Here is a 25,343-nt window from a genome sequence, read left to right as displayed (position 1 = left end):
ATGGTTTTGCTACACAGGTGAAATCTTTTTTTATGAACTTGATAAACTCTATGAATTTGTAATCCAATGCAAACTGTTTTAAGATAGTAGAGTGATGAAATTAAAAAGGATGATCAATAGATGAAAGAAATTATTTTAAAAACAAAAACAGCAAAATTAATCAAAAAAGGCTCGCCTTTATTAAGCCAAGAAGATTTAGCACGACCACTTGAAGCAAAAGAAGGGGAATGTGTTCGTGTTTGTGATGAAAAAAAAGAATTTTTAGCAATGGCATATGTAGGATTCCAACATAAAGGAATTGGTTGGGTCTATTCTAAAAAAGATGGCGAGAAACTAACTCCTCAATTTGTAAAAGGTATCTTCCAAAAAGCAGCACAAAAACGTTCTTCTTTAATGATGGACGAAAATACGACAGCTTTCCGTTTATTTAATGGAGAAGGAGACGGACTTGGTGGGATTACGATAGATTGGTACGATGGATTTGTTATTGTTTCATGGTATAGTGCTGGGATTTATCAATGGAAAGAGTTGATAGTAGACCAATTGCAAGAAGCAATTCCAAGTATTCAAGGAATTTATGAAAAGATACGTTATGTTTCAAAAGAAAAATTACCGGAAAGTCAATTTGTAAAAGGAGTTAAGGCGAGTGAACCGTTGATTGTTCAAGAAGAAGGAGTTCGTTATGCAACGTATCTTGATGAAGGATTGATGACGGGAATATTTTTAGACCAACGTGAAGTTCGTACGTTATTAAGAGATGATTATAGTGCTGGGAAAACTATTTTGAATTTATTTAGTTATACAGGTGCGTTTTCTGTAGCTGCGGCAATGGGTGGTGCGATTCAAACGACGAGTGTGGATGTTGCCAATCGTAGTTTAGAGAAGACCAGAGAGCAATTTGAAGTGAATGGGGTTGATGCATCAGAACAAAAGATTTATGTGATGGATGTGTTTGATTATATTAAATATGCTACAAAGAAAGCTTTAATGTTTGATACGATTGTGTTAGATCCTCCTAGTTTTGCTCGTACGAAGAAGAGAACTTTTTCGGTTGCGAAGGATTATGCTGGGTTAGTGGAGCAATTAGTTCCGTTAACGGCGAAAAATGGGAATTTAATTTTGTCGACAAATGCGGCAAATGTTTCTGAGAAGCAATTTTTAGAGATGATTCATAAGGGGCTTCGTTCTTCTGGGAGAAGGTATCGTATAGCGTATCAGAAGAAATTGCCAATGGATTTTCCGGTGGCGATGCATACTCCGTTGAGTGATTATTTGAAGGTGATTTTTATAGAAATGGACTTTTCTTAAGTAGTAAGGGTCGGCAGCAGCCACCGAAGGTGTCTCATGCCTAAAATTCGAGCCTAGGGTCTCGAATTTCCCCTAGTAATGGTAGCCAGCGTGGCTACCATTACTCTTACTACAGCGAAAAGTCCTTTTTAAATGATGTGAGGTTATGATTTATCGTAGGAGGAGGCGTAGAAATGGACTTTTCTTAAGTAGTAAGGGTCGGCAGCAGCCACTGAAGGTGTCTCATGCCTAAAATTCGAGCCTAAGGTCTCGAATTTCCCCAATAAAAGAAGCCACATGAATGGTGGCTTCTTTTACTTTCGCTACTACGGGAAGTCTATTCCTACTTTTTACGTAAAAGAAGTGGGCTTCCTAATACAGTAGTAAAGGGACAATCTCATAGCAATACTACTTTAAGGAAATCTATCTTTCATCAAAATCATCCATCTCCAAAAATGTAAGCGCTAAGTTGTTATGGATTAAAAAACAATTAAAAAAAGTTTAAAAAATATCAAAAAAAATTAAAAAAACAATTGAACGAATTGTCGGAATATTATATAATCTTCTCATCACTTAAAAAAAGAACACGAAATGAGGGATTGTGATGAATTTTAAAAAAATTGGATTAGGATTGGTATCAGCAGCTATTTTAGCAGGATGTAGCGCAGGCGGCGCATCAAATGATAACACTGTAAAAATCGGTGGTAACTTTGAGTTAACAGGTAACGTAGCCGCTTATGGTATCGCAATGGATAATGCTGTTAAATTAGCCGTTGAACAAAAAGGAAAATTATTAGATAAAGAATTAAAATATATTTCTTATGATAACAAATCAGAAAAAACAGAAGTAGCTTCTGTTGCTAAAAAATTAGTTTCTGAAAAAGTAGTAGGTGTTGTAGGACCAGCACCAACAGGAGATGCTCAAGTTTCAATTCCAATTATGGAACTAGCAAAAATTCCAGCAGTATTCCCAGCAACAACAGGAGACGGAATTACATTAAAAGATGCGAAAAAACCAGAATCAGTATATGACTACATCTTCCGTGTATGTTTCTCTGATAATTATCAAGGGGTTGTAGGTGCAGGGTTTGTAAGCCAAAAATTCCCAAATGCTAAAGTTGCAGTATTACAAGACTCAGCAAGTGATTACTCAAAAGGTTTAGCAGAAGCATTCGAAAAAACATATATAGATGTTAAAATCGGTGGACAAATTGTTGCGAAAGAAACTTATCAATCAAAAGATACAGACTTCCAAGCAGTATTAACTTCACTAAAATCAAAATCATTTGATGTATTATACATCCCAGGATACTATGAAGAAGTTGGTTTAATCATCAAACAAGCTCGTGAATTAGGAATCACTCAACCAATCGTTGGTGGAGATGGATTATCAAGTGAAAAATTAGCAGAATTAGCTGGTAATAAAGCGAACTTAACAAATGTCTTCTATACAGCTCACTTCTCTTCTAAGAGTACAGATGCAGATGTTCAAGCATTCATCAAAGCGTATAAAGAAAAATTTGGTATAACACCGGATTCATTCTCAGCTTTAGGATATGATGCAGCTCAATTATTAATGAAAGCAATTGAAACTGCAGGTTCAACTGATGCTCAAGAAATCACAAAAGCTCTTGCAGAAACAAAAGATTTCGATGGTGTAACTGGTACATTCACAATGGGTAAAGATCACACTCCTGTTAAATCAGCAGTTGTTATCGAATTCCAAAATGGTGAAGAAGTAAGTGCCAAAGAATATGCAGCACAATAATCAATAACATTTTAGAAAAGAGAGGCACTTGGGGAAAACCGCCTCTTTTTTCACATGATAGACACATACAAGAAAATCGTTTTTTTAGAGAAAGGAGCTTAAAATGGAGCTATTGATACAACAATTAGTCAATGGGATTGCGTTAGGAAGTATTTATGCCTTAATTGCGCTTGGCTATACAATGGTTTATGGAACAATTAAATTAATCAACTTCGCTCATGGGGATATTTATATGATGGGTGCGTTTGTTGGTTTTTATGCAATGAATGGATTGGGGTTAAATATTTTCTTATCTCTTCTATTAGCAATGGTTAGCTGTGCTGTTTTAGGAGTAGTGATTGAGCGAGTAGCGTACAAACCTTTAAGACGTTCAACTCGTGTTGCTGCTTTAATTACAGCAATCGGGGTTTCATTTTTACTTGAAAATGTGATGAGTTATCTTTTCGGAGCAGAAATTCGTCCATTCCCATCTGATTTTGGAACAACAAACTATACTTTATTTGGAAATATTACCATTAATGGAAAGCAAGTCTTAATTTTTGCCACAACAGTAATTTTGATGGCGTTATTACAATTTATCGTTCATTACACAAAAATGGGGAAAGCCATGCGTGCGGTTGCGGTAGATGAAGATGCAGCTCAATTAATGGGGATTGATGTAGATCAAGTGATTTCATTTACATTCGCATTAGGTTCAAGTCTTGCAGGGATTGCAGGGGTATTAGTTGCTTTATACTATAATACATTCTCTGCAACAATGGGGATTGTACCTGGGCTGAAAGCTTTCGTAGCTGCGGTATTAGGTGGAATTGGTAGTATTCCAGGTGCCATGATTGGTGGCTATATCATTGGTTTATTAGAAACATTCGTTAGTTATTTAGGATTCTCTCCATATAAAGATGGAGTAGTTTACTTCCTATTATTTGTTATTTTATTAGTATTACCAGCAGGATTGTTTGGTAAAAATGTTAAAGAGAAAGTGTAGGTGAGAAACATGCAACGATTTCATCAGAAAAATCTTATTTGGTTAGCTTCTGCAGTAGTCATCTATTTATTATTTCAAGTGTTAGTTCGAGTAGAAGTGATTAATTTCTATTATGAAAGTACCTTTATTAGTATTATGATTAATATCATTTTTGCAATTGGGTTAAATTTAATCTTGGGAGTTGCAGGTCAATTCTCATTAGGTCATGCTGGATTTATTGCGATTGGTGCGTATAGTGCTGCCATTATCGGGAAAGCGGTTAGTGGTTTAGCTGGCTTATTTGCTGGGATGGCAGCAGGCGTAGTCATTTCAATCGTGATTGCTTATTTAGTTGGGTTGCCAACGCTTCGTTTAAAAGGGGACTACTTAGCTATTGCAACTTTAGGAGTTGCTGAAATGATTCGTGTAGCATTAAATAATATGAAAATTACAAATGGTGCTGCAGGGATTAGTGGGGTTCCATTAACAACAACATGGACAATTGTTTATATTGCATTAGTTTTAACAACGATTTTAGTATTAAATTATGCCAATAGTAGTGCAGGTCGTGCGACTTATGCTGTATTACAAGATGAAATTGCAGCAGAATCGATGGGGGTAAATGTTACTCGTTATAAAATGCTAGCCTTCATTATTGGAGCAGCTACAGCAAGTATTGGTGGAACATTAACAGCAACGTATTTAGGAACTGTAACACCAAGTGACTTTACATTTATGAAATCAATTGATGTATTAATTATTGTTGTATTTGGAGGAATCGGTAGTTTTACTGGTTCATTTGTTGCAGCGATTTTACTTGGGATTATTAATACATTCTTACAACCATTTGGGCAATTGCGTATGATTATTTATGCAGTAGCGTTAATTTTAATTATGATCTTCCGTCCAGGTGGATTATTAGGAACTTGGGAATTCCGTTTTGGTACATTCTTAAGTAATAAATTGAAGAAAAAAGAGAAAGGAGAAACAGAATGAGTTTATTAGAAGTAAAAGGTTTAACAAAAAATTTTGGTGGATTATCAGCTGTTTCAAATGTTTCTCTTAAAGCTGAAAAAGGAGAATTAATTGGATTAATTGGACCAAATGGTGCTGGTAAAACAACATTCTTCAACCTTTTAACAGGGGTATACGTTCCAACAGAAGGGACAATTGAATTAGAAACTGAAAATGGTAAAACATTATTAAACGGAATTGCACCTAATAAAATTACAGAATTAGGACTAGCACGTACTTTTCAAAATATTCGTTTATTTAAAGATTTAACGGTATTAGAAAATGTAATGGTTGCGATGCATGCGCATAAAGGGAATTCATTATTCTCAAGTTTATTCAGAACAAAAGCTTATTATGAAACAGAAAAAATGATGAAAGAAGAAGCCTTAGAATTATTAAAAATCTTCAACTTAGAATCATTTGCACAAGAAAAAGCCAAAAACTTAGCTTATGGACAACAACGTGAATTAGAAATCGTTCGTGCCTTAGCAACAAAACCAAAAATTTTATTCTTAGATGAACCTGCTGCAGGAATGAACCCACAAGAAACAGCAACTTTAACAAAATTAATTGCGCAAATCCAAGAACAATTTGGACTAACAGTCGTTTTAATTGAACACGATATGTCATTAGTAATGGAAATTTGCCAACATTTATATGTATTAGAATATGGAAGATTATTAGCACATGGAACACCAGAAGAAATTAAGAAAAATCCTGATGTTATTCGTGCTTACTTAGGAGGAGAGTAATCATGTTAGAAGTAAAAGATTTAAGTGTACATTATGGCATGATTCAAGCCGTTAAAGATGTAAGCTTTACTGTTAATGAAGGAGAAATTGTTTCTCTAATCGGTGCTAATGGTGCTGGAAAATCAACCATTTTAAAAACTTTATCAGGTTTGGTACGTCCAAGTGCTGGAATGATTGAATATTTAGGTCAAGATATTACAAAATTACCTGCGAAAAAAATTGTTTCTTTAGGTTTAGCACAAGTTCCAGAAGGGCGTCACGTATTTAGAGGACTTTCTGTAAAAGAAAACCTTGATTTAGGAGCATTTTTAAGAAATGATAAAGAGGGAATTCAAAAAGATATGAAAGCCATCTTTGAGAGATTCCCAATTTTAGAAGAACGTAAAAATCAAGATGCTGCAACCTTATCTGGTGGGGAACAACAAATGTTAGCAATGGGACGTGCTTTAATGACTTGTCCAAAATTATTGTTATTAGATGAACCATCAATGGGATTAGCACCAATTTTCATTAAAGAAATCTTCGATATCATTCAAGAGATTCAAAAACAAGGAACTACTGTTTTACTAATTGAACAAAATGCGAAAATGGCATTATCAATTGCGTCAAGAGGGTATGTATTAGAAACAGGCTCTGTGGTATTATCAGGTACAGGTAAGGAATTACTTGAAAGTGAAGATGTTCAAAAAGCATATTTAGGGGGATAATCATGGAAGTAAAAGATTATATGTCAACAAACTTAATAACTGTTGAACCAACAACAACTGTTATGAAAGCATTAGATTTAATGAAAGAACATGATGTGCATCGTCTTCCAGTCGTTGAAGGAGACAAATTAGTAGGATTATTAACAGCTGAATTAGTCGCTCAAAACTCACCTTCAATGGCAACAAGTTTAAGTGTGCATGAATTAAATTACTTATTAAATAAAACAACTGCTAAAGATATTATGTTGAAACAAGTCATTACGGTAAAACCAACAGCTGTCTTAGAAGAAGCTGCTTCTATTATGAGACAACAAGGAATTGGCGTTTTACCAGTTCTTGAATCAAGAGGAAACTTAGTAGGAATTATTACAGACAAAGATATTATGGATGCATTCATTGATATTTCAGGGTATAACACTCCAGGTTCTCGTTTATTTATCGAAATTAATGAAGACAAACCTGGTCCATTAGAAAATATCTCAAATGTTTTACGTGATCATAATGTCAATGTAGATACCATTTCTGTATATCACCGTGACGGAAAAGTGCAAGTAGTACTTCATGTGGATTCTGAAAATCCTGATGAAGTAGCAGACTTTATCGCACAACGAGGATATCGTATTATTTCAGCAATGAAGAAATAGATGATACATCAGAGACTTTTCTCAAAGTAGCAACGAACAGCTTGTTACTGGAAAAGTCTTTTTTGTTTGATAGAAGATGGTAGCTTTTCTTTTTTCATGGGAGCTTTTCTGCTATACTAGTACTGCTATATGAGAGGAGAGGAAAGGAATGAATGAGATGAAATATGATTTTACAACAGAGATAAACCGTCATGGGAAAGATGCGATGGCTGTTGATGGGTTAGGTTTAATTCCAGGAAAAGCACCAAATCCACCTAAAGAAGGATTCGATGTGATTCCGATGTGGATTGCAGATATGAATTTTGCAACAGTTCCAACAGTGATTCAAGCGATGAAAGAACGATTAGAGCATCCGATTTTTGGTTATTTCATGCAACCAAAAGAATATGATAATGCCATTATTCGTTGGCACCAATTTCACCATCAAGTGGAAGGATTAACTGCAAAACATATTGGATATCATAATAGTGTGCTAGGAGGAGTAGTTTCAGCATTAACTTCTTTTGCGTCGCCAGGAGACTCTATCTTAGTTCATAGTCCAACTTATGGAGGGTTTACAGAAGTTTTAAAAAATAATGGGTTTAATATTGTACTAAGCCCATTAGTGAAAGATGAAGAAGGTGTTTACCGTATTGATTATAAAGATATGGAAGCAAAAATTCGTAAACATCATATCCATGTATCTGTTTTCTGTTCACCACATAATCCAACTGGTCGTGTTTGGAATCGTGAAGAATTAGAAAAAGTAATGGCGATTTATCAAAAACATGATGTAACGGTCATTTCTGATGAGATTTGGTCGGATTTAGTGATGCCGGGAGTGAAACATATTCCAACACAAAGTGTCTCTGAAGATGCCAAGAACCGAACGATTTCATTTTATGCACCAAGTAAGACATTTAATTTAGCTGGTTTAGTAGCTGCCTATCATATTATTTATAGTGATTTATTAAGAGATAGAGTGAATGCAAAAGGAAGCAAATCTCATTATAATGTGATGAATGTGTTATCGATGCACGCTTTAATGGGAGCGTACCAACCAGAAGGATATGAGTGGTTGGAAGAATTAAGACAAGTATTGTATCAAAATATGACCTATGTTTGTGACTATATTCGTAATCAGTTTGAAGGAGTATCTGTGACAAATTCAGAAGGAACCTATGTGATTTTTATCGATTGTAAAGAATATTTAGAAAAAAATGGTATTACGATTGATGAATTACAAAAACGAGGATCAGATGTGGGTGTGGCTTGGCAAGATGGACGAATCTTCAATGGCCCAACTCATATTCGGTTAAATGTAGCATTACCATTTACAAGAATTCAAGAAGCTTGTGAACGAATGAAAAAATATGTATTTATTTAAAGGAGAGAAATATGAAAAAAATTATTCATACAGATAAAGCACCAGCAGCAATTGGACCTTATTCGCAAGGAGTATTATGTTCAGGAAATTTCTTGTACGTTTCAGGTCAGTTGCCAATCGTACCAGAAACAGGAGAATTTGTAGGGGAAGATATTGTTAGCCAAACACATCAATCATTGAAAAATATTCAAGCGATTTTAGATCAAGCTGGAATGACTTTAGAAAATGTTGTTAGTACGACGATTTATTTAAGTGATATTGCTCATTTCCAACAAATGAATGAAGTGTATGCGACTTATTTCAAAGAAAATTGCCCAGCACGTGCCGCTTTCCAAGTAGCAGCATTACCAAAGAACGCACTAGTAGAAATCCAAGCGGTCGCTTGTCAATAACGGATAAGAAAACAGCCAACAGATACTTCTGCTGGCTGTTTTTGTTATAATACGATAATTTGAATGATTGTAGAAGGGAATTTTATTAAATACGAGCGGAAAGAGAAAATACCTTTTCGACTGTTATTTAAGGAAAAATGAACTAGCTAATACGATAATCCCTAGAATGATACGATACCAACCAAATGCTTGGAAGTCGTTCCGTTTTAAATAGCTCAATAAGAACTTGATCACAATTAGTGAAACGAAGAAAGAAACTACGGATCCGACTAATAAAATAATCAATTCTGCGCTTGTATAGTGGAATCCAAATTTTAATAATTTGAGTCCACTAGCACCAAACATAATTGGAATACTCATAAAGAAAGAAAATTCTGTAGCTACGAAACGATTGGTTCCAACTAATAATCCCCCTAAAATGGTAGAACCTGAACGAGAAGTTCCTGGGATTAACGCTAGAGTTTGGAATAAACCAATCTTAATGGCTGTTACATAATCAAGTTCTTCAAATGAATGAATACGAGGCTCCACTGTTTTATGACGACGCTCGATAACAATAAATGCAATCCCGTAAACAATTAAAGTTGTTGCAATGACGATTGCTTTATTAAAGTATTCATCCATAAAGTCATTTAATAATAATCCTCCAACGATGGCAGGAATACAACCGATAATCACTTTTTTCCATAATTCAATCGTCGCTAAAAATTCTTTGCGATTTTTTTTACCTTCAAATGGATTTAATTTGTTAAAGTATAAAATCACAACAGCAAATATTGCGCCAAGTTGGATGACTACATTAAACATATCTTGAAACTTTGGACTCACATCTAATTGTAAAATTTCATTTGCTAAAATTAAGTGTCCTGTACTACTAATGGGTAGCCATTCTGTTACCCCTTCAATAATTCCTAAAATTATTGTTTTAATGATTTCTATCATTGTAATCAAAATATCACTCCTTTTTCGTGTCTGAATGTAAGTATAATGCTTTATACATAAAATTTCTATAAAAATCTAAAAAAATATAAAAGGGATAAGGTTTTTATTTGAAAATATGATATACTATGGGTAAAAAATGAAAGGATGATTAGATGTTTGGATTTTTTAAAAAGAAAGCAAAAAAAGAAATTACTCCTGAATTAGAATTATTTGCAGTAGCAGAAGGAGAAGTAGTGGCTATTACAGAAATTAATGACCCAGTATTTTCTCAAAAATTCATGGGAGATGGATATGCTGTATTACCAACGAATGGTGTGATTACTTCACCAGTAACAGGGGAAGTGATTAATGTTTTCCCAACGAAACATGCTGTAGGAATTAAAACAGATAATGGTGTAGAAGTGTTATTACATATGGGGATTGATACAGTGGAATTACAAGGTGCGCCTTTTGATACAGTTGTAACTGTGGGCCAACGTGTAAATCAAAATACAGTGATTTCTACTGTAGACTTAGAAGCTGTAAAAGCAGCTGGTAAAGATACTCCTATGATTGTAGCTTTAACAAATATGGATAAAATTGCAAGCTTATCAATTACAACAGGAAATGCATCAGCATCTTCTAAAATTGGTGAAGCAACAGTTAACTTATAAGAAACGAGTATTCGAAAGACTTTTTTGACGTTGCAAAGGACGGCAGCATCAGAAAAGTCTTTCTCATTTTCTATCCTTAGCGAACTTTATTTTTATCTAACTCGGTATCACGCAAACAACTTCTGGTGCGAAGAAGTCTTTTTGACAAAGTGTTAATGTTCCTGTTTTGCTGTCACGTTCATAAAGCGTTAAATTGTCGGATTCTTGATGTCCAATAACGATAAAGCGTTCGTCCTCACTTAGATGGAAATCTCGTGGGACACTTCCATAAGTATCGTAATCGGCTACAAATGTTAACAATCCTGTGTCTTCTTGAATTTGGAAAACATAAATACGATCATAACCACGATTGCTAGCGTATAGGAATTTTCCATCTTTTGTTAAATGAATAGCACCACCCCAAGCTTGTTGTTCTTCTGTTGTTAATAAGTATTGTTCAATAAATGTAAAGCTGCCTGTTTCAACGTCATAGGCTAACACTTCAATACTAGCATTCAATTCGCAAATTACATACGCAATTGGAAGAGTTGGATGGAAAGCTAAATGACGAGGACCTGCTCCTTTTCTACTATAATAGGTAGCAACACGTTGAAGTTTCTCTCCATCTTGTTGATAAGTAGCTACAAGGTCACTTCCTAAATCACAGACCACAATCCATTTTTCATCAGGAGTATAGTTGGTATAATGAACATGAGGCTGTTTATCTTCAAGAGAAGGATGGATGACACGGTCCGCCAATGTTACTGCTGCATCAAATTGGTAAGAAGAAACATGTCCTTCGTGATAATTAGCTGCTAATAAATGATTGGATTCTTTATTAAAGGCAATATAACAAGGAACAGCTGTTGTATCATGATAGTGAGAAATTTTTGTTAAAGTCTCTGCTTGTTGTGTATTAAATACTGTAATTCCACCACTTTCTTCTTTTGAAACTGCTGCGAGTAGTGAACGGTCAGCATTTAATGCTAGATAAGTGGGATTTTCGATTTCTGCTTCTAAAGTCAGATTTGAGAATTGTTTTTTTTCAATATCTAATAGAACAGAATATATTCCTTTACTGACACGTTTTGTATAAGTTCCTAGAAAGAACTTTTCAATCATATCAATCAACTCCTTAATGTATCATTGAGAATATAGTAGCACGGTTCTTAAAAAAAATAAAAAAATCCTTCTCAAAAATTTTTATTTAGATGAAAATATGATACACTAGAACTAAATTTTAGAAAACGAGGTGCCTTTAATGGAAGAAATCGAACATACAACTTCAACGAAATCATGGTTTTGGAAATGGTTTTTAAATAATCAATTAGTGAGTACATTATTTATTATTTTACTTCTGTTAATTAATATTTTTGTTTTCACTAAAATCTCGTATATTTTTTCTCCAGTAAAAGGATTTTTCTCCATTATTGGTTTTCCAATGATAGGTGCCGGAATTTTATTTTATATGGTTAAACCGCTTCAAGATTTTCTGGTGAAAAAGGGAGTTCATAAATCGATTGCTATTTTACTGAACTTTATTTTATTGATTGTTTTGTTATTGGCAGCAATTTTTAGTTTTATTCCGATTGTAGAAAAACAATTAAGAGAATTGGTGACGCAATTGCCTGATTATTATCAAGCAATCAGTGTACAAGTGGAACGTGTGGTTCAAAGTAATACATTTTCAGCAGTGCAAGAACAGTTGAACAGAATTAACATGGATTTTATTCAGTCATTAGGAACAAGAGTGAATGGACTATTGAATGTAACGTTTAGCGGAATTGGAAATGTTGTCGGAGCAGTTGGAGAATTTATGATTGGAATTATTACAATGCCAATTCTTCTATTCTATTTATTACAAGACGGTGAAAAAATTTTACCTGCGGTTCTTAAAGTATTTCCAACGCGTTCACGTAGACGTATGAGTATCGTGTTAATAGAAATGAATCAACAAATTAGTTCTTATATTCGAGGACAATTAACGGTAGCCATTGCGGTAGCCATTATGTTCTCCATTGGATATGCGATTATCGGTTTACCTTATGGTGTAACAATTGCGATTTTAGCAGGTGCATTAAATGTGATTCCATATGTGGGTTCATTTTTTGGAATTTTACCAGCATTAATCGTTGGTTTTGTTGTCTCACCTTGGATGTTTCTCCAAGTATTGATCGTCTTTGTCATTGAGCAAACATTAGAAGGAAGAATTGTTTCTCCATTAATTTTAGGAAATTCATTACAAATTCATCCAGTAACTATTTTAGTAGTATTACTATCAACAGGTAAAATATTTGGATTAGTGGGACTATTATTAGGAGTTCCAGGGTATGCAGTCTTGAAAGTGATTATTAGTCATATCTTTGATTGGTATAAAGATTATTCAGGCTTATACACGGAAGATGTAGAAAAAGAACAAATTTTAATAGAAAATTAACACTAAAAAGCATTTTTTTCGAAAAAAAGCATAGTTATAGATAGAAAGAAAAATAACGAAAGCTGACATCGAAAGGAGTGCTTTTTGTGTGGATATGGAGTTTTATAGTTGGTTGTTGTATGGGGAGTTTTTTGAATGTAGTTGCTTTAAGATTACAAAAGGAAGAAGATTTTATTCGAGGGCATTCTCATTGTGTTGAGTGTCAGCATGAATTAAGTTGGAAAGATTTGATTCCAGTTCTTTCATGGATGTGGTTAAGAGGAAAATGCCGTTATTGTGGAAGAAGTATTTCATCTCGTTATTGGATGGTAGAAGTTATGTCTGGATGTATATTTATGCTCATGATAGGAATCTGGAATGGAAGAGAATGGACGGGATTACTAGATCTGTGGTTGTTGGCAAGTTTAGCCATTTTTTGTAGTTTAACGGATTTGCAAGAGCAAGTGATTTATCCGAAAGGTTTGGTGATAATCGGATTGCTTCATATTGTAATTGGAATTAGTTGTTTACTCTGTAATATACATCTAGAGTCTGTGTTAGTTGCAGGAGCATTTTATGGAGGGATTTATATCGTCGGGTATTTATTATGGAAGGAAGAAGTATTTGGACTGGGAGATTGTTATTATTTGGCAACAGTTGCCTTGTGGTATCCCGTAAAAGAAATTGTACTCATTGGTTTACTTTCATTTGTCGCTGGTGGAGGAATATTAGGGTTGTTGTTGATTGTTAAAAAAGAGCGAATAGAAAGAGTTGCATTTGTTCCATTTATTGTGATAGCCCAAGTATTAGCGATGATTTTAGGTGTGGAATGGTTTGGTTGGTGAAGATGAAGGGGGAGAAGTACAAGATTAGATTGAGAAAAACTATTTTTTATGATTTATAAGAAAACAATATAAACTAGGAGTGAAGCACATGAAGAAAATACAAAATCAACTTCCTTACTTATTTATTATAGTGTTAGCTTTTTATGGATTACCTTTTATTGATCGAAAAAGTGGAATGGTAACATTATTAATACTGTTCCCTCTAGTGTGTTTTTTGAGTGCTATTGTATATGGTATAAAACATTCGTTTTCTTTAGTGTATTCCATTTTAGTCATGGCACTTTTTATTCCTACGATTGTTATTTTTTATAACGAGACAGCTAGTTTTTATATAGGGGTATATGGAGTGATTTCTCTGGTTGGAAATTTATTAGGAAGTTTCGTTCGAAAAAAACATTATCGAAAATAAATTTAGGTGTGTAGAGACGATAGAAGAATAGGTTATCGTCTTTTTTGGGGGGGATAATAGGAAATATATGGAAATGAACGGTTTGGAAGTAGTTGCAGAAAAGAAAAAAATAGAAAAAACCGCGTATATTATTAACGAACGATTAAAAATATTAAAATGTAATTAATTCAAATGAGCTTTTTTAAAAATAAAAAACATAAAAATCAACAAAGAAAAACGTTTCACAAAAAGAAAACATTTTCTTGTGAAAAAGAATGATTTTATAGATGTTTTCAAAAAGTTTTAACGCTTAAATGATAATAAAAATGGCAAAAATGAAATAAAAGAAAGCGGAAAAAGAAAGTGAAATGACTCATTTGTATTCAAATGTAAAAATAAATTCAAAAAAAATTATTTTAACTAAAAATTAACTTGAAAACGAATTCATTTAGCGGTAAGATAGATGCATAAGGAAATGGTATGAAAATAAGTCTGATCAACTTATGGTTCTATTTCCTAAGCTATGAATTCATAACTGTTCAAATTTTTAATTAGGATGGTGGCTATTATGTCAAACCCAATTCACGTATTTTCTGAAATTGGACGTTTAAAGAAAGTTTGTTTGCATCGCCCAGGTAAAGAGTTAGAAAATTTGATGCCAGACTATCTAGAACGTTTATTATTCGATGATATTCCATATTTAGAAGATGCTCAAAAAGAACATGATGCATTTGCTGAAACTCTTCGTAACGCTGGAGTAGAAGTTTTATACTTAGAAAAATTAGCAGCTGAAGCAATTGACGCTGCAGGCGTTCGTGAAAAATTCGTAGATGAATGGTTATCAGAAGCTGGTGTAGCAAGTGTTGCTTCTCAAAAAGCTATTAAAGAACACTTACTATCATTACCAACATTTGATTTGGTATTAAAAACAATGGAAGGATTCCGTAAAACTGAAGTTCAAGCAGAAGCTACAACTTTAGCAGGTATGTACGAAACAGATTATCCATTTGTAGTAGATCCAATGCCAAACTTATACTTCACACGTGATCCATTTGCTACAATGGCAAACGGTGTATCATTAAACCATATGTATGCAGATACACGTAATCGTGAAACAATTTACGGTAAATATATTTTCACTTATCACCCAGTATATGGAAATGGAAATGTTCCATTCTTCTATGACCGTACTGAAGATACTCGTATCGAAGGTGGAGATGAGTTAGTTCTTTCTAAAGAAGTATTAGCTGTAGGTATTTCTCAACGTACAGATGCTCGTTCAATTGAAAAAATTGCTCAAAAATTATTTGCTGAAACTGATTTCAAACAAGTATTAGCATTCGTAATTGGTGAAAACCGTAAATTCATGCATTTAGATACTGTATTTACACATATCGATTATGATAAATTCACTATCCATCCAGAAATTCAAGGCGGATTAAAAGTATTCTCTATTACAAAAGGAGAAAACGGTGCGCTAAACATTGAATTAACTGAAGATAAATTAGAAAATGTATTAGCAAAAGCATTAGGTCTACCTTCTGTAACATTAATCCCTTGCGGTGGAGGAGACCCAGTTGAAGCTGCTCGTGAACAATGGAATGATGGCTCTAATACATTAACAATTGCACCAGGGGAAGTAGTTGTATATGACCGTAACGTTGTTACAAATGAAATCCTAGAAAAATATGGTATTAAATTACACAAAATTCGCGGAAGTGAATTAGTTCGTGGTCGTGGTGGCCCACGTTGTATGTCAATGCCATTCGAACGTGAAGATTTATAATTTAAAATACAATCTTTTATGATATAATAAATTTAGAATTACAATTTTGAAAGGAGTCATTCCAAATATGACACAAGTGTTCCAAGGCCGTAGCTTTTTAAAAGAAAAAGATTTTTCTCGTGCAGAAATCGAATATTTAATCGACTTCTCAGCGCACGTTAAAGATTTGAAAAAACGTGGTGTTCCACATAAATTCCTAGAAGGTAAAAACATTGCTTTATTATTCGAAAAAACATCTACTCGTACTCGTGCAGCTTTCACAACTGCTGCAATTGACTTAGGTGCTCACCCAGAATATTTAGGTAAAAACGATATCCAATTAGGTAAGAAAGAATCAGTGGAAGATACTGCTAAAGTTTTAGGCCGTATGTTTGATGGAATTGAATTCCGTGGATTCAGCCAACAAGTGTGTGAAGACTTAGCAAAATACGCTGGTGTTCCTGTATGGAATGGTTTAACAGATGCATGGCATCCAACACAAATGATTGCTGACTACTTAACTGTTAAAGAAAACTTCGGTAAATTAGAAGGATTAACACTAGTTTACTGTGGTGACGGACGTAATAACGTTGCAAACAGTTTATTAGTAACAGGTGCAATCTTAGGAGTAAACGTTCATATCTTCTCACCAAAAGAATTATTCCCTGAAAAAGAAGTTGTTGCTTTAGCTGAAGGTTATGCTAAAGAAAGCGGAGCTCGTATATTAATTACAGACGATGCTGAAAAAGCTGTTAAAGGCGCAGATGTATTATATACTGACGTATGGGTATCAATGGGTGAAGAAGATAAATTCACTGAGCGTGTAAACTTATTACAACCTTACCAAGTTAACATGGACTTAGTTCGTAAAGCTGAAAACGAAGACTTAATCGTATTGCACTGCTTACCAGCATTCCATGATACTGAAACAGAATACGGTAAAAAAATCGCTGAAGAATTTGGTGTTAAAGAAATGGAAGTTACTGATGAAGTATTCCGTAGCAAATATGCTCGTCAATTCGATCAAGCTGAAAACCGTATGCACTCAATTAAAGCAATTATGGCTTTAACTGCAGGTAACTTATTTGTAAACAAAGTTTAATAACAAAAGTAACTGAGAAAGCCATTCTGGTTCTGATGTTGAATCAGAATCAGAATGGTTTTTTTTATAAATAGATGGAGGATATTATTATGTCAGAACAAGTAGCTGAAAAAAAAGGATTTAAAATGCCTTCTTCATATACTGTTTTATTCATTATCATTGCAATTATGGCTTTATTTACTTGGATTATTCCAGCTGGACAATATGATGAAACAGAAGATGGCAATTTAATCGCTGGAACTTACCAACAAGTTGATTCAAACCCTCAAAGTTTTTATGATATTGTTATGTCTCCAGTATATGGTATGTTAGGACGCGAACATATGTTAAATGAAGGTGAACCTAATGAAATCACATTAAGAACTGATGGTGCGATTCAAGTTTCATTCTTTATTTTAATGGTTGGTGGATTCTTAGGAGTTGTTACTGAAACAGGAGCTTTAGACGTAGGGATTGCATCTATTGTTCGTAAATATAAAGGCCGTGAAAAAGCTTTAATTCCAGTTTTAATGTTCTTATTTGCATTAGGTGGATCAACTTATGGTATGGGTGAAGAAACAATGGCATTCTACCCATTAATCGTTCCTGTAATGTTAGCAGTAGGTTTTGATACAATTACTGGTGTAGCAATTGTATTAATTGGTTCTCAAATTGGATGTTTAGCTTCAACAGTTAACCCATTTGCAACAGGGGTTGCTTCAGATGCAGCTGGTATTAGTGTTGCAGAAGGTATTGGATTACGTTTAATCTTCTTCGTTGTTATGTGGGCAATTTCTGCATTCTATGTATATAACTATGCAAGCAAAATAGAAAAAGATCATTCTAAATCTTATACATTTGCTACACGTGAAGCTGATTTATCATACTTTAGTGTTGAACAAACAGAAGCAGAATTAAGTGGTAAACAAAAAGCCGTATTAACTGTATTCGTAATTACATTTATCATCATGATTTTAAGCTTAATTCCATGGGCTAAATTCAATATTCATGTATTTGAAAAATTAAATGACGTTATTGTTGGACTTCCTCTAATTGGTACAATATTTGGTCAATCACTACCTTTAGGTGAGTGGTACTTCCCTGAAATTACAATGTTATTCTTAATGATGGCTGTTTTAGTGGGTATTACTTACAGAATGAAAGAAGAAAAATTCGTTCAAGTATTTATGACAGGTGCTGCAGATTTATTAGGTGTTGCTTTAATCTGTGCATTAGCTCGTGGTATTCAAGTAATTATGAACGATGGTATGATTACAGCTACAATCTTGAACTTCGGTGAAAATGCATTATCAGGTTTATCAGCTCAAGTGTTTATCGTATTAACATACATCTTCTACTTACCATTATCATTCTTAATTCCTTCTTCTTCAGGTTTAGCAGGTGCTACAATTGGTATCTTAGCGCCTTTAGGAGAATTCGTAAATGTATCTCAATCATTAGTAGTTACTGCTTTCCAATCAGCAAATGGGGTACTAAACTTACTATCACCAACTTCAGGTATCGTAATGGGTGCATTAGCAATAGGACGTATCGACATCACAACTTGGTGGAAATTTATTGCTAAATTAGTAGGTATTGTAATGGGCGTTTCAATCCTATTATTAATCTTAGGAACATTCATTCATATTTAATTAGTAAAATAACATTAAAAGAACTCCCCTCGATTTAAGGGGGGATTTCTTATTTCTTAAGGAGGATACGATGAGCACATTTATTACAGAAAAACATAAAGAAGAATGTATTGAATCGATTAAACGATTGGTTCGTATTCCTTCTGTCCTAAATGAAGGTGAAGGAGACACTCCTTTTGGAAAAGATATTCAATTTGCATTAGAAGATGCATTGGCTTTATGCCGTGAATTAGGCTTTAGCACTTACATTGATCCGAAAGGATATTATGGTTATGCTGAAGTGGGAAGTGGTGAAGAATCATTAGCCATTCTATGTCACTTGGACGTTGTTCCAGCAGGAGATTTGAATAATTGGGATACTCCTCCATTTGAAGCTGTTTTAAAAGATGGTTTCTTATATGGAAGAGGGACTCAAGATGATAAAGGCCCTTCAATGGCAGCCTTATATGCAGTAAAAGCGTTAATGGATGCCGGAGTAGAATTTGATAAACGAATTCGATTCATTTTTGGGACTGATGAAGAAACATTATGGCGTTGTTTAGCTCGTTATGGCGAGTTAGAAGAAGTAGCGACAATGGGATTTGCACCTGATGCGGAATTTCCATTAACCTATGCTGAAAAAGGTTTATTGCAAGTAAAATTACATGGACCAGGAAGCGACGTTTTAAACTTTCATTCAGGAGATGCTTTTAATGTAGTACCAGGTGAAGCATCTTATAAAGGAGAGTATTTTTCTCAAGTAGTAGAGAAATTATCTTCATTAAAATTTGAATATGAAACGCAGGAAGATAAAGTGACTGTTCTAGGAGTTTCTAAACACGCAAAAGATGCGCCACATGGTGTGAATGCGTTAGTTAGATTAGTAAAAGGACTTTATTCAGCTGTTGATCATTCAGTATTAGCATTTATTTCAGAAGTAGTTGGAGAAGATGCTACAGGAAGTAGTATTTTAGGAAAAATTGAAGATGAGCCATCAGGTGGTTTAACATTCAATGTAGCAGGTGTGACGATTACACCGGAAAAATCAGAAATTCGTATTGATATTCGTATTCCAGTATTAGCAGATAAAGATGCAATTGTTAAAACTTTATCTGAGAAAGCGAATGAATTTGGATTAGAGTATGAAGAATATGATTATTTAGCACCATTGTATGTGCCATTAGATAGTGTTCTAGTAGATACATTAATGGCTGTATACCAAGAAAAAACTGGTGATACAACTCATTTACCACAATCTTCAGGTGGAGCAACTTTTGCTCGTACAATGAAAAATTGTGTGGCTTATGGAGCAGTATTCCCAGATTCACCAATTACATTCCATATGGAAAATGAAAAAATGTCGCTAAGAGATATATTTGATTCAATGGATATTTATGCCGAAGCAGTTTATCGATTAGCAGGTAAAAAATAGTATAGGTTTAAGTTTTAATCATAAAGGAGTTTATAAATATGTCACGTAAAATCGTAGTAGCGTTAGGCGGTAACGCAATTTTATCATCAGATGCTTCAGCAAAAGCACAACAAGAAGCATTAATTCAAACAGCAAAATACTTAGTACAATTCATTGAAAATGGCGACGAATTAGTTGTTACACATGGTAATGGACCACAAGTTGGTAACTTATTATTACAACAAGCAGCAGCTGATTCAGAAAAAAATCCAGCAATGCCATTAGACACATGTGTTGCGATGACAGAAGGATCAATTGGATTCTGGTTACAAAATGCATTAGTCAATGAATTACAAGCACGTGGCATTAAAAAAGATGTAGCTGCAGTAGTAACACAAGTAATCGTTTCTAAAGACGATCCAGCATTCTCAAATCCAACAAAACCAATTGGACCATTCTTAACTGAAGAAGAAGCTAAAGAACAAGCAGCAGCTACTGGTGCAACATTTAAAGAAGATGCAGGTCGTGGTTATCGTAAAGTAGTTCCTTCACCAAAACCAGTTGGCATTAAAGAAGTAAATACAGTTAAAAACTTAATTGCTACTGGTACTGTTGTCATTACAGCAGGTGGGGGAGGTATCCCAGTTGTTGAAGACCCAGAAACTAAATTCTTAACAGGTGTTGAAGCAGTTATCGATAAAGACTTTGCAAGTCAAACATTATCTGAATTAGTTGGAGCAGACTTATTCATCGTGTTAACAGGTGTTGACAATGTTTATGTAAACTTCAATAAACCAGATCAACAAAAATTAGAAACTGTAACAATTAGCGAGTTGAAAAAATATATTGGAGAAAATCAATTTGCACCTGGTTCAATGTTACCAAAAGTTGAAGCAGCAATTGCGTTCGTTGAAAACTATCCACAAGGAAAAGCTATCATTACTTCATTAGAAAATATTGCTGAAGTATTAAAAGGTGATGGCGGTACTCAAGTTGTTGCTGGCTAATTTTATTAGACACTAAGAGACAAAAGGATTGACGGAATTACCGTTAATCCTTTTTTTACATAAATAATGGAATGAATATGGTAAGATGGGTGGAAAAAGAACAAAGAGAGAAGGATTAGATGTCTACATCAATGTATGAGTTAGCATTGTTAGATAGCCTAGATCCTAAACTGATTCAAAAGGAATTTTTAAAGATTTTTGAAAAAACTCACTTTTTACCAAAATTGATATTAACATCAGGAATATTCGGAACTTATTTAAGAAATGTATTAGATCCATTGGCAAAAAGGTTATTAATAAAAATGAAGCAAGTAGATAGTTTACCAACGTTTAATTGGATGGAGATAGATGATTATCTTCCGTTCTATATAGAATTGTTTGGATTTGATGTTTCTCAATTGGACGGTGAGTTTAATCATCGTTTTTTTGAAGGTTAACTTCATATCATGAAGAATAATAGAAAATTTTCACTTGCAAAATATCTTATTTAGGTGTACGATTAGTGTGTTAAGCGAAATTGTTTAACAAATAATTTGAAGGAGGTAGTTGTAATGAACAACTTAAATGGAAAACATCAACAATTGAACAAAACAACTAAAATCTCCTTACAGAATATGACAATGTATTAATATACTCACTTTAATTATTTTTGGTTTTGCGAAATGAGGCTAACTGTCTGCTGTTGTAGGTGGTTAGCTTTTTTTTCATAGATAAAAGTGGAGAGACTAGTTGTGTATACATGTATATGGAACTAGTCTTTTTTTTGTCAAACTTCTGTGGGAGTAAGGAGGATATATGAAAGTCATTACGAAACACCTAGGCATTTATTTTAAAAAGCATTGGGTGAGATATGTCATTATTGTATGTAGTGCGATTTTAAATAGTTATTTATTAGTCGTTCCTGCAAAAATATTAGGACAAATTGTCAATGCGATTGTGGATCAATCGTTGACACAAGAACAACTTTTGGGATATATGGGATTCTTTTTTCTATCATTAGTAGGAGTTTATGTACTAGATTCTGCATTAATGTATTGGATATGGTTTGCACGTTTTGACTATATTACTAATTTACGATTAGGGACGATGAAGCAATTATTATGGAAGAAAGCACCCTTTTATACAAAGTTTAGAGTTGGGGATATTGTAACTCGTTCAAGTGAAGACCTTGAAACGATTGGGAATTTAGTAGGATTTGGAGTATATGCTTTTCTGAATGCATTTTTTATTACTTTATCAGTTTTGACAAACATGGTGATGAATGTTTGGTGGGAGTTGACGATTATTTCCGTTTTACCGATGCCGGTATTAGCCTATGTACTCTATCGTTTAATGGATAAAATTGAAACAGTGTATAGGGATGCTCAAAAGGCTATTTCTGATATGAATGCGGAAGTATTAGAAATGATTGATGGAACTTATGTCATTCGAGCTTATGGGCAAGAAGACAGAATGAGTCAAATTTTTAAACAGAAAACAGAAGATTCTCTGCAAAAAAATATTGCAGTAGCTAAATTGGGAATGTTATTTGCTCCACTAGCACAAGTTGTTGTAGGAATTTGTATGTTGATTGGATTGATTTATGGTGGTGGACTTGTTCAAGAAGGGAAAATTTTATTAGGAAGCTTAGTTTCGTTTCCAATCTATATCGGTTTATTAGTCTTTCCATTGTATTTAATTGGAGACCTTGTCGTAATGGTTCAACAAGGGAAAGTTTCGTTTGAGAGAATTTTTGAATTGTTAGAAACAAGTGATGATTTAGAAGAAGATGGACAGGAAGAATTAGGGCAATTCGAGGAAGTTCGTTTTGAGAATTTCTCCTTTACTTATCCTGGTGAAGAAAATCCAACATTGAAAAATATTTCAGTAAGTATTAAAAAAGGACAAACGATTGGAATTGTTGGGAAAACGGGTTCAGGGAAAACAACCTTCCTAAAACAGTTCTTACATCAATATCCTTACCATCATGAAACGATTTTGCTGAATAATCAAGAACTGGTTCATTGGAAGCGACAATCAGTGGATGCTTTAATGGCGTATGTACCACAAGAACATGTGTTATTTTCAAAAAGTATTTTAGAAAATCTAAAACTTGCTGATAAGGAAATTACAGAACAAGTTGTATGGGATGTGCTAGAACAAGCTGCGATAGCGGAAGATATTCGTCGAATGCCAGAACAATTGGATACAATGATTGGCGAAAAAGGGATTACTTTAAGTGGTGGGCAAAAACAACGATTATCGATTGCCCGAGCATTACTGAGAAATGCTGAAATTTTATTACTAGATGATGCCCTGTCAGCTGTAGATGCTAAAACAGAAATTCAAATTGTGGGTCATCTAAAATCAGAAAGAATGGATCAAACAAATATTATTACAGCTCATCGCTTATCTGCAATTCGACATGCAGATTGCATTTTAGTATTTGAAGATGGTCAGATTGTTGCACGGGGAACTCATGAAGAGTTACTGGAACAAAAAGGTTGGTATTATGAGCAATACTTGAAACAAGAATTAGAAGAGCAAGAGGTGAGTGAAGAATGCTAAAAACAATTTTTTGGTTATTAAGCTATATTCGTTATGAAAAACGTTCCTTTTTCATTGGATTTATTTTATTATTACTCGCTTCAGCTTCAGGAGTCTATGCTCCAATTGTCGCAAAGCAATTTATTGACTTGGTCATTACACCATCAGAAAATTCGGGTGTGATTGATTGGGGACAAATTGCTCAATTTGCCGCAGTATATTTTAGTTTATTACTCATTTCAGCGTTATCTGCTTATTTCGGACGCTTTCTGTTAAGTGTGATGTCAAATCGTTTAACCAAGCGTTTAAGAGATGAATTATTCGATAAAATTCAACATTTGCCTATTCGTTATTTTGATTCCTTACCAGCAGGAAAAGTCGTTTCAAAAATTACGAATGATACGGAAGTTGTTCGCCAAAATTTCTTTGTTGCAGCAACTGCTAATGTGTTAAATAGTATTATTATTATTGTTGGAATTTATGTCGTTATTTTTTCTCTTAATATTCGATTAGGTGCTGTTTTATTATTAGTCATTCCAGCCATTCTATTATGGCAAGTGGTATTTAGTAAAAAAGCAGGAGCTTTTACAGGTCCTCTTCGTGAGAGTTTTAGTAATATGAATGGGAAATTGAATGAAATCATTCAAGGGATGTCCATTATTCAAGTATTTCAACAAGAGAAACTGGTAAATAAAGAGTATGAAGCAATTGTTCAAGATTGGGAAAAAATTGGTCTTGAAGAATTAAAGGTAGAATCTTTCTTGGCTTGGAGTGTCGTAGCTTTTCTAAGAAATATTACTTTAATGTTTGCCGTTTTATATTTAAGTGTGAAATATTTAGGAGGAACATTAGGGTTAACAGCTGGACTTATTTATGCGATTGTGGACTATATTAATCGTTTATATGATCCAATCGATAATTTAGTACAAATTTTTGCGGGATTGCAACATGCTTTTGCAGCAGGTGGTCGAGTCATTGAATTAATGGAAACACCAATCGAGAATTCAGGTGATGCTGATTTTGTCATGGAAGATGGAAAAGTGGAATTTAAAAATGTCTCCTTTTCTTATGATGGAAAAACTCCAGTATTGAAAAATATTTCATTTACGATTGAAGCAGGTGAAACAGTGGCTTTTGTCGGGCATACTGGTTCAGGTAAGTCGACAATTATGAATTTATTATTTAGATTTTATGATCCAACGGATGGAGAAATTTGGATTGATGATCAAAATATTGCGTTATCGAATCAGCGGAAAGTGCGTGAGAAGATGGGGATTGTATTGCAAGATCCGTACTTATTTGCAGGGACTTTAGGAAGTAATATTGGGTTGGAGAATCTTTCTATCACGACTGAAAGGATGGAAAATGCGTTAATTCAAGTGGGTGGTCAGCATATTTTAGAGCGTTCTGAAGAAGGATTGGATATTCCGATTCAAGATAAAGGGGCGGAGTATTCGTCTGGGGAACGTCAGTTAATTTCTTTTGCGCGAGCGTTAGCGTTTAATCCAACGATTTTAGTGTTGGATGAAGCGACTTCTCATGTGGATACGCAAACGGAAGGGATGATTCAGCAGGCGATGGAAGTTCTGTCGAAGGGACGCACGACGGTTATGATTGCGCATCGTTTGTCTACGATTGTTCATGCGGATAAGATTTTCGTGTTGGATAAGGGTGAGATTATTGAACAAGGGAATCATGATGAATTAGTTGAACAAGACGGAATGTACGCGCAGATGTACCGCCTGCAAGTGGAAAAGAATTAGACTTTGTCTGATGTAGCGTTGGACGCCAGTAGCCCCTATGGG

23 protein-coding genes are annotated in these 25,343 nt (G+C 34.2%); 21 read left to right on the top strand and 2 right to left on the bottom strand.

The genetic code is table 11. The features are described from left to right. Nucleotides 1–120 precede the first annotated feature (120 nt). The 9 genes from LK443_RS00815 to LK443_RS00775 all read left to right on the top strand — a co-directional run bounded on the left by LK443_RS00815 (nt 121) and on the right by LK443_RS00775 (nt 8,894). Nucleotides 121–1,308: a class I SAM-dependent rRNA methyltransferase gene (locus LK443_RS00815; protein ID WP_227931751.1), complete on the top strand. Its 1,188-nt coding sequence runs from the start codon at nt 121–123 to the stop codon at nt 1,306–1,308. A 583-nt stretch (nt 1,309–1,891) separates the two neighbouring features. Continuing rightward, nucleotides 1,892–3,055: an ABC transporter substrate-binding protein gene (locus LK443_RS00810; protein ID WP_227931750.1), complete on the top strand. Its 1,164-nt coding sequence runs from the start codon at nt 1,892–1,894 to the stop codon at nt 3,053–3,055. Between the two features lie 112 nt (nt 3,056–3,167). Continuing rightward, nucleotides 3,168–4,040 (top strand): branched-chain amino acid ABC transporter permease, encoded by an 873-nt coding sequence (locus LK443_RS00805; protein ID WP_227932424.1) that lies wholly within the window; start codon nt 3,168–3,170, stop codon nt 4,038–4,040. 9 nt (nt 4,041–4,049) lie between these two features. Next, a complete protein-coding gene (locus LK443_RS00800; RefSeq protein ID WP_227931749.1) occupies nt 4,050–5,015 on the top strand; it encodes a branched-chain amino acid ABC transporter permease in 966 nt (321 codons plus the stop codon). Continuing rightward, a complete protein-coding gene (locus LK443_RS00795) occupies nt 5,012–5,785 on the top strand; it encodes an ABC transporter ATP-binding protein (RefSeq protein ID WP_227931748.1) in 774 nt (257 codons plus the stop codon). Before LK443_RS00800 ends, LK443_RS00795 begins: the two co-directional genes overlap by 4 nt. Before the next feature lie 2 nt (nt 5,786–5,787). Beyond that, nucleotides 5,788–6,492, top strand: a complete 705-nt coding sequence (locus LK443_RS00790) for an ABC transporter ATP-binding protein (RefSeq protein ID WP_227931747.1) — start codon at nt 5,788–5,790, stop codon at nt 6,490–6,492. A gap of 2 nt (nt 6,493–6,494) precedes the next feature. Next, nucleotides 6,495–7,136, top strand: a complete 642-nt coding sequence (locus LK443_RS00785; RefSeq protein ID WP_227931746.1) for a CBS and ACT domain-containing protein — start codon at nt 6,495–6,497, stop codon at nt 7,134–7,136. A gap of 148 nt (nt 7,137–7,284) precedes the next feature. Further along, nucleotides 7,285–8,502 carry a MalY/PatB family protein gene (locus LK443_RS00780; RefSeq protein ID WP_227931745.1) on the top strand — a complete coding sequence of 406 codons (1,218 nt, stop codon included), beginning with the start codon at nt 7,285–7,287 and terminating at the stop codon, nt 8,500–8,502. Between the two features lie 11 nt (nt 8,503–8,513). Then, complete coding sequence (locus tag LK443_RS00775) at nt 8,514–8,894, top strand: RidA family protein (RefSeq protein ID WP_227931744.1); 381 nt, start codon at nt 8,514–8,516, stop codon at nt 8,892–8,894. 123 nt (nt 8,895–9,017) lie between these two features. On the opposite strand, the gene LK443_RS00770 is transcribed toward LK443_RS00775, so the two are convergent. Further along, nucleotides 9,018–9,836 (bottom strand): undecaprenyl-diphosphate phosphatase, encoded by an 819-nt coding sequence (locus LK443_RS00770; protein WP_227932423.1) that lies wholly within the window; start codon nt 9,834–9,836, stop codon nt 9,018–9,020. Between the two features lie 152 nt (nt 9,837–9,988). Between LK443_RS00770 and LK443_RS00765 the strand changes: the two genes are divergently transcribed. Continuing rightward, nucleotides 9,989–10,489, top strand: coding sequence for a PTS sugar transporter subunit IIA (locus tag LK443_RS00765; protein ID WP_227931743.1), 501 nt, complete (start codon nt 9,989–9,991; stop codon nt 10,487–10,489). A gap of 96 nt (nt 10,490–10,585) precedes the next feature. Here LK443_RS00765 and LK443_RS00760 read toward each other — a convergent pair whose 3' ends face one another. After that, complete coding sequence (locus tag LK443_RS00760) at nt 10,586–11,590, bottom strand: lactonase family protein (protein ID WP_227931742.1); 1,005 nt, start codon at nt 11,588–11,590, stop codon at nt 10,586–10,588. A 139-nt stretch (nt 11,591–11,729) separates the two neighbouring features. Here LK443_RS00760 and LK443_RS00755 point away from each other — a divergent pair, with 139 nt between their 5' ends. From LK443_RS00755 to LK443_RS00705, 11 genes are all read left to right on the top strand, one after another. Continuing rightward, nucleotides 11,730–12,905 carry an AI-2E family transporter gene (locus tag LK443_RS00755; RefSeq protein WP_227931741.1) on the top strand — a complete coding sequence of 392 codons (1,176 nt, stop codon included), beginning with the start codon at nt 11,730–11,732 and terminating at the stop codon, nt 12,903–12,905. 86 nt (nt 12,906–12,991) lie between these two features. Further along, nucleotides 12,992–13,729 (top strand): prepilin peptidase, encoded by a 738-nt coding sequence (locus tag LK443_RS00750; RefSeq protein WP_227931740.1) that lies wholly within the window; start codon nt 12,992–12,994, stop codon nt 13,727–13,729. Nucleotides 13,730–13,817: 88 nt separating this feature from the next. Continuing rightward, nucleotides 13,818–14,138: a hypothetical protein gene (locus tag LK443_RS00745; RefSeq protein WP_227931739.1), complete on the top strand. Its 321-nt coding sequence runs from the start codon at nt 13,818–13,820 to the stop codon at nt 14,136–14,138. A 544-nt stretch (nt 14,139–14,682) separates the two neighbouring features. Beyond that, nucleotides 14,683–15,903, top strand: coding sequence for an arginine deiminase (gene arcA / locus LK443_RS00740; protein WP_227932422.1), 1,221 nt, complete (start codon nt 14,683–14,685; stop codon nt 15,901–15,903). 67 nt (nt 15,904–15,970) lie between these two features. Beyond that, nucleotides 15,971–16,984, top strand: coding sequence for an ornithine carbamoyltransferase (gene argF, locus LK443_RS00735; protein ID WP_227931738.1), 1,014 nt, complete (start codon nt 15,971–15,973; stop codon nt 16,982–16,984). A gap of 89 nt (nt 16,985–17,073) precedes the next feature. Next, entirely contained in the window at nt 17,074–18,615 is a 1,542-nt protein-coding gene (locus LK443_RS00730) for a YfcC family protein (RefSeq protein WP_227931737.1), read from the top strand. 70 nt (nt 18,616–18,685) lie between these two features. After that, nucleotides 18,686–20,026, top strand: coding sequence for a M20 family metallopeptidase (locus tag LK443_RS00725; protein ID WP_227931736.1), 1,341 nt, complete (start codon nt 18,686–18,688; stop codon nt 20,024–20,026). 38 nt (nt 20,027–20,064) lie between these two features. After that, nucleotides 20,065–21,012, top strand: a complete 948-nt coding sequence (arcC, locus tag LK443_RS00720) for a carbamate kinase (protein ID WP_227931735.1) — start codon at nt 20,065–20,067, stop codon at nt 21,010–21,012. Between the two features lie 119 nt (nt 21,013–21,131). Then, on the top strand, nt 21,132–21,449 hold the full coding sequence (locus LK443_RS00715) for a hypothetical protein (RefSeq protein WP_227931734.1): 318 nt from the start codon (nt 21,132–21,134) through the stop codon (nt 21,447–21,449). A 358-nt stretch (nt 21,450–21,807) separates the two neighbouring features. Next, the gene (locus LK443_RS00710; RefSeq protein ID WP_227931733.1) at nt 21,808–23,559 is read left to right on the top strand and encodes an ABC transporter ATP-binding protein; all 1,752 of its coding nucleotides are present in this window, start codon (nt 21,808–21,810) and stop codon (nt 23,557–23,559) included. Next, a complete protein-coding gene (locus LK443_RS00705) occupies nt 23,553–25,301 on the top strand; it encodes an ABC transporter ATP-binding protein (RefSeq protein ID WP_227931732.1) in 1,749 nt (582 codons plus the stop codon). The genes LK443_RS00710 and LK443_RS00705 overlap by 7 nt, the downstream gene beginning before the upstream one ends. Nucleotides 25,302–25,343: the final 42 nt, after the last annotated feature.

Source organism: Granulicatella elegans, assembly GCF_020735385.1.
In the GTDB taxonomy this organism is placed as follows: domain Bacteria; phylum Bacillota; class Bacilli; order Lactobacillales; family Aerococcaceae; genus Granulicatella; species Granulicatella elegans_B.
Note: the sequence above shows the minus strand (reverse complement) of the source record. Positions and strands in the feature narration are given on the sequence as shown.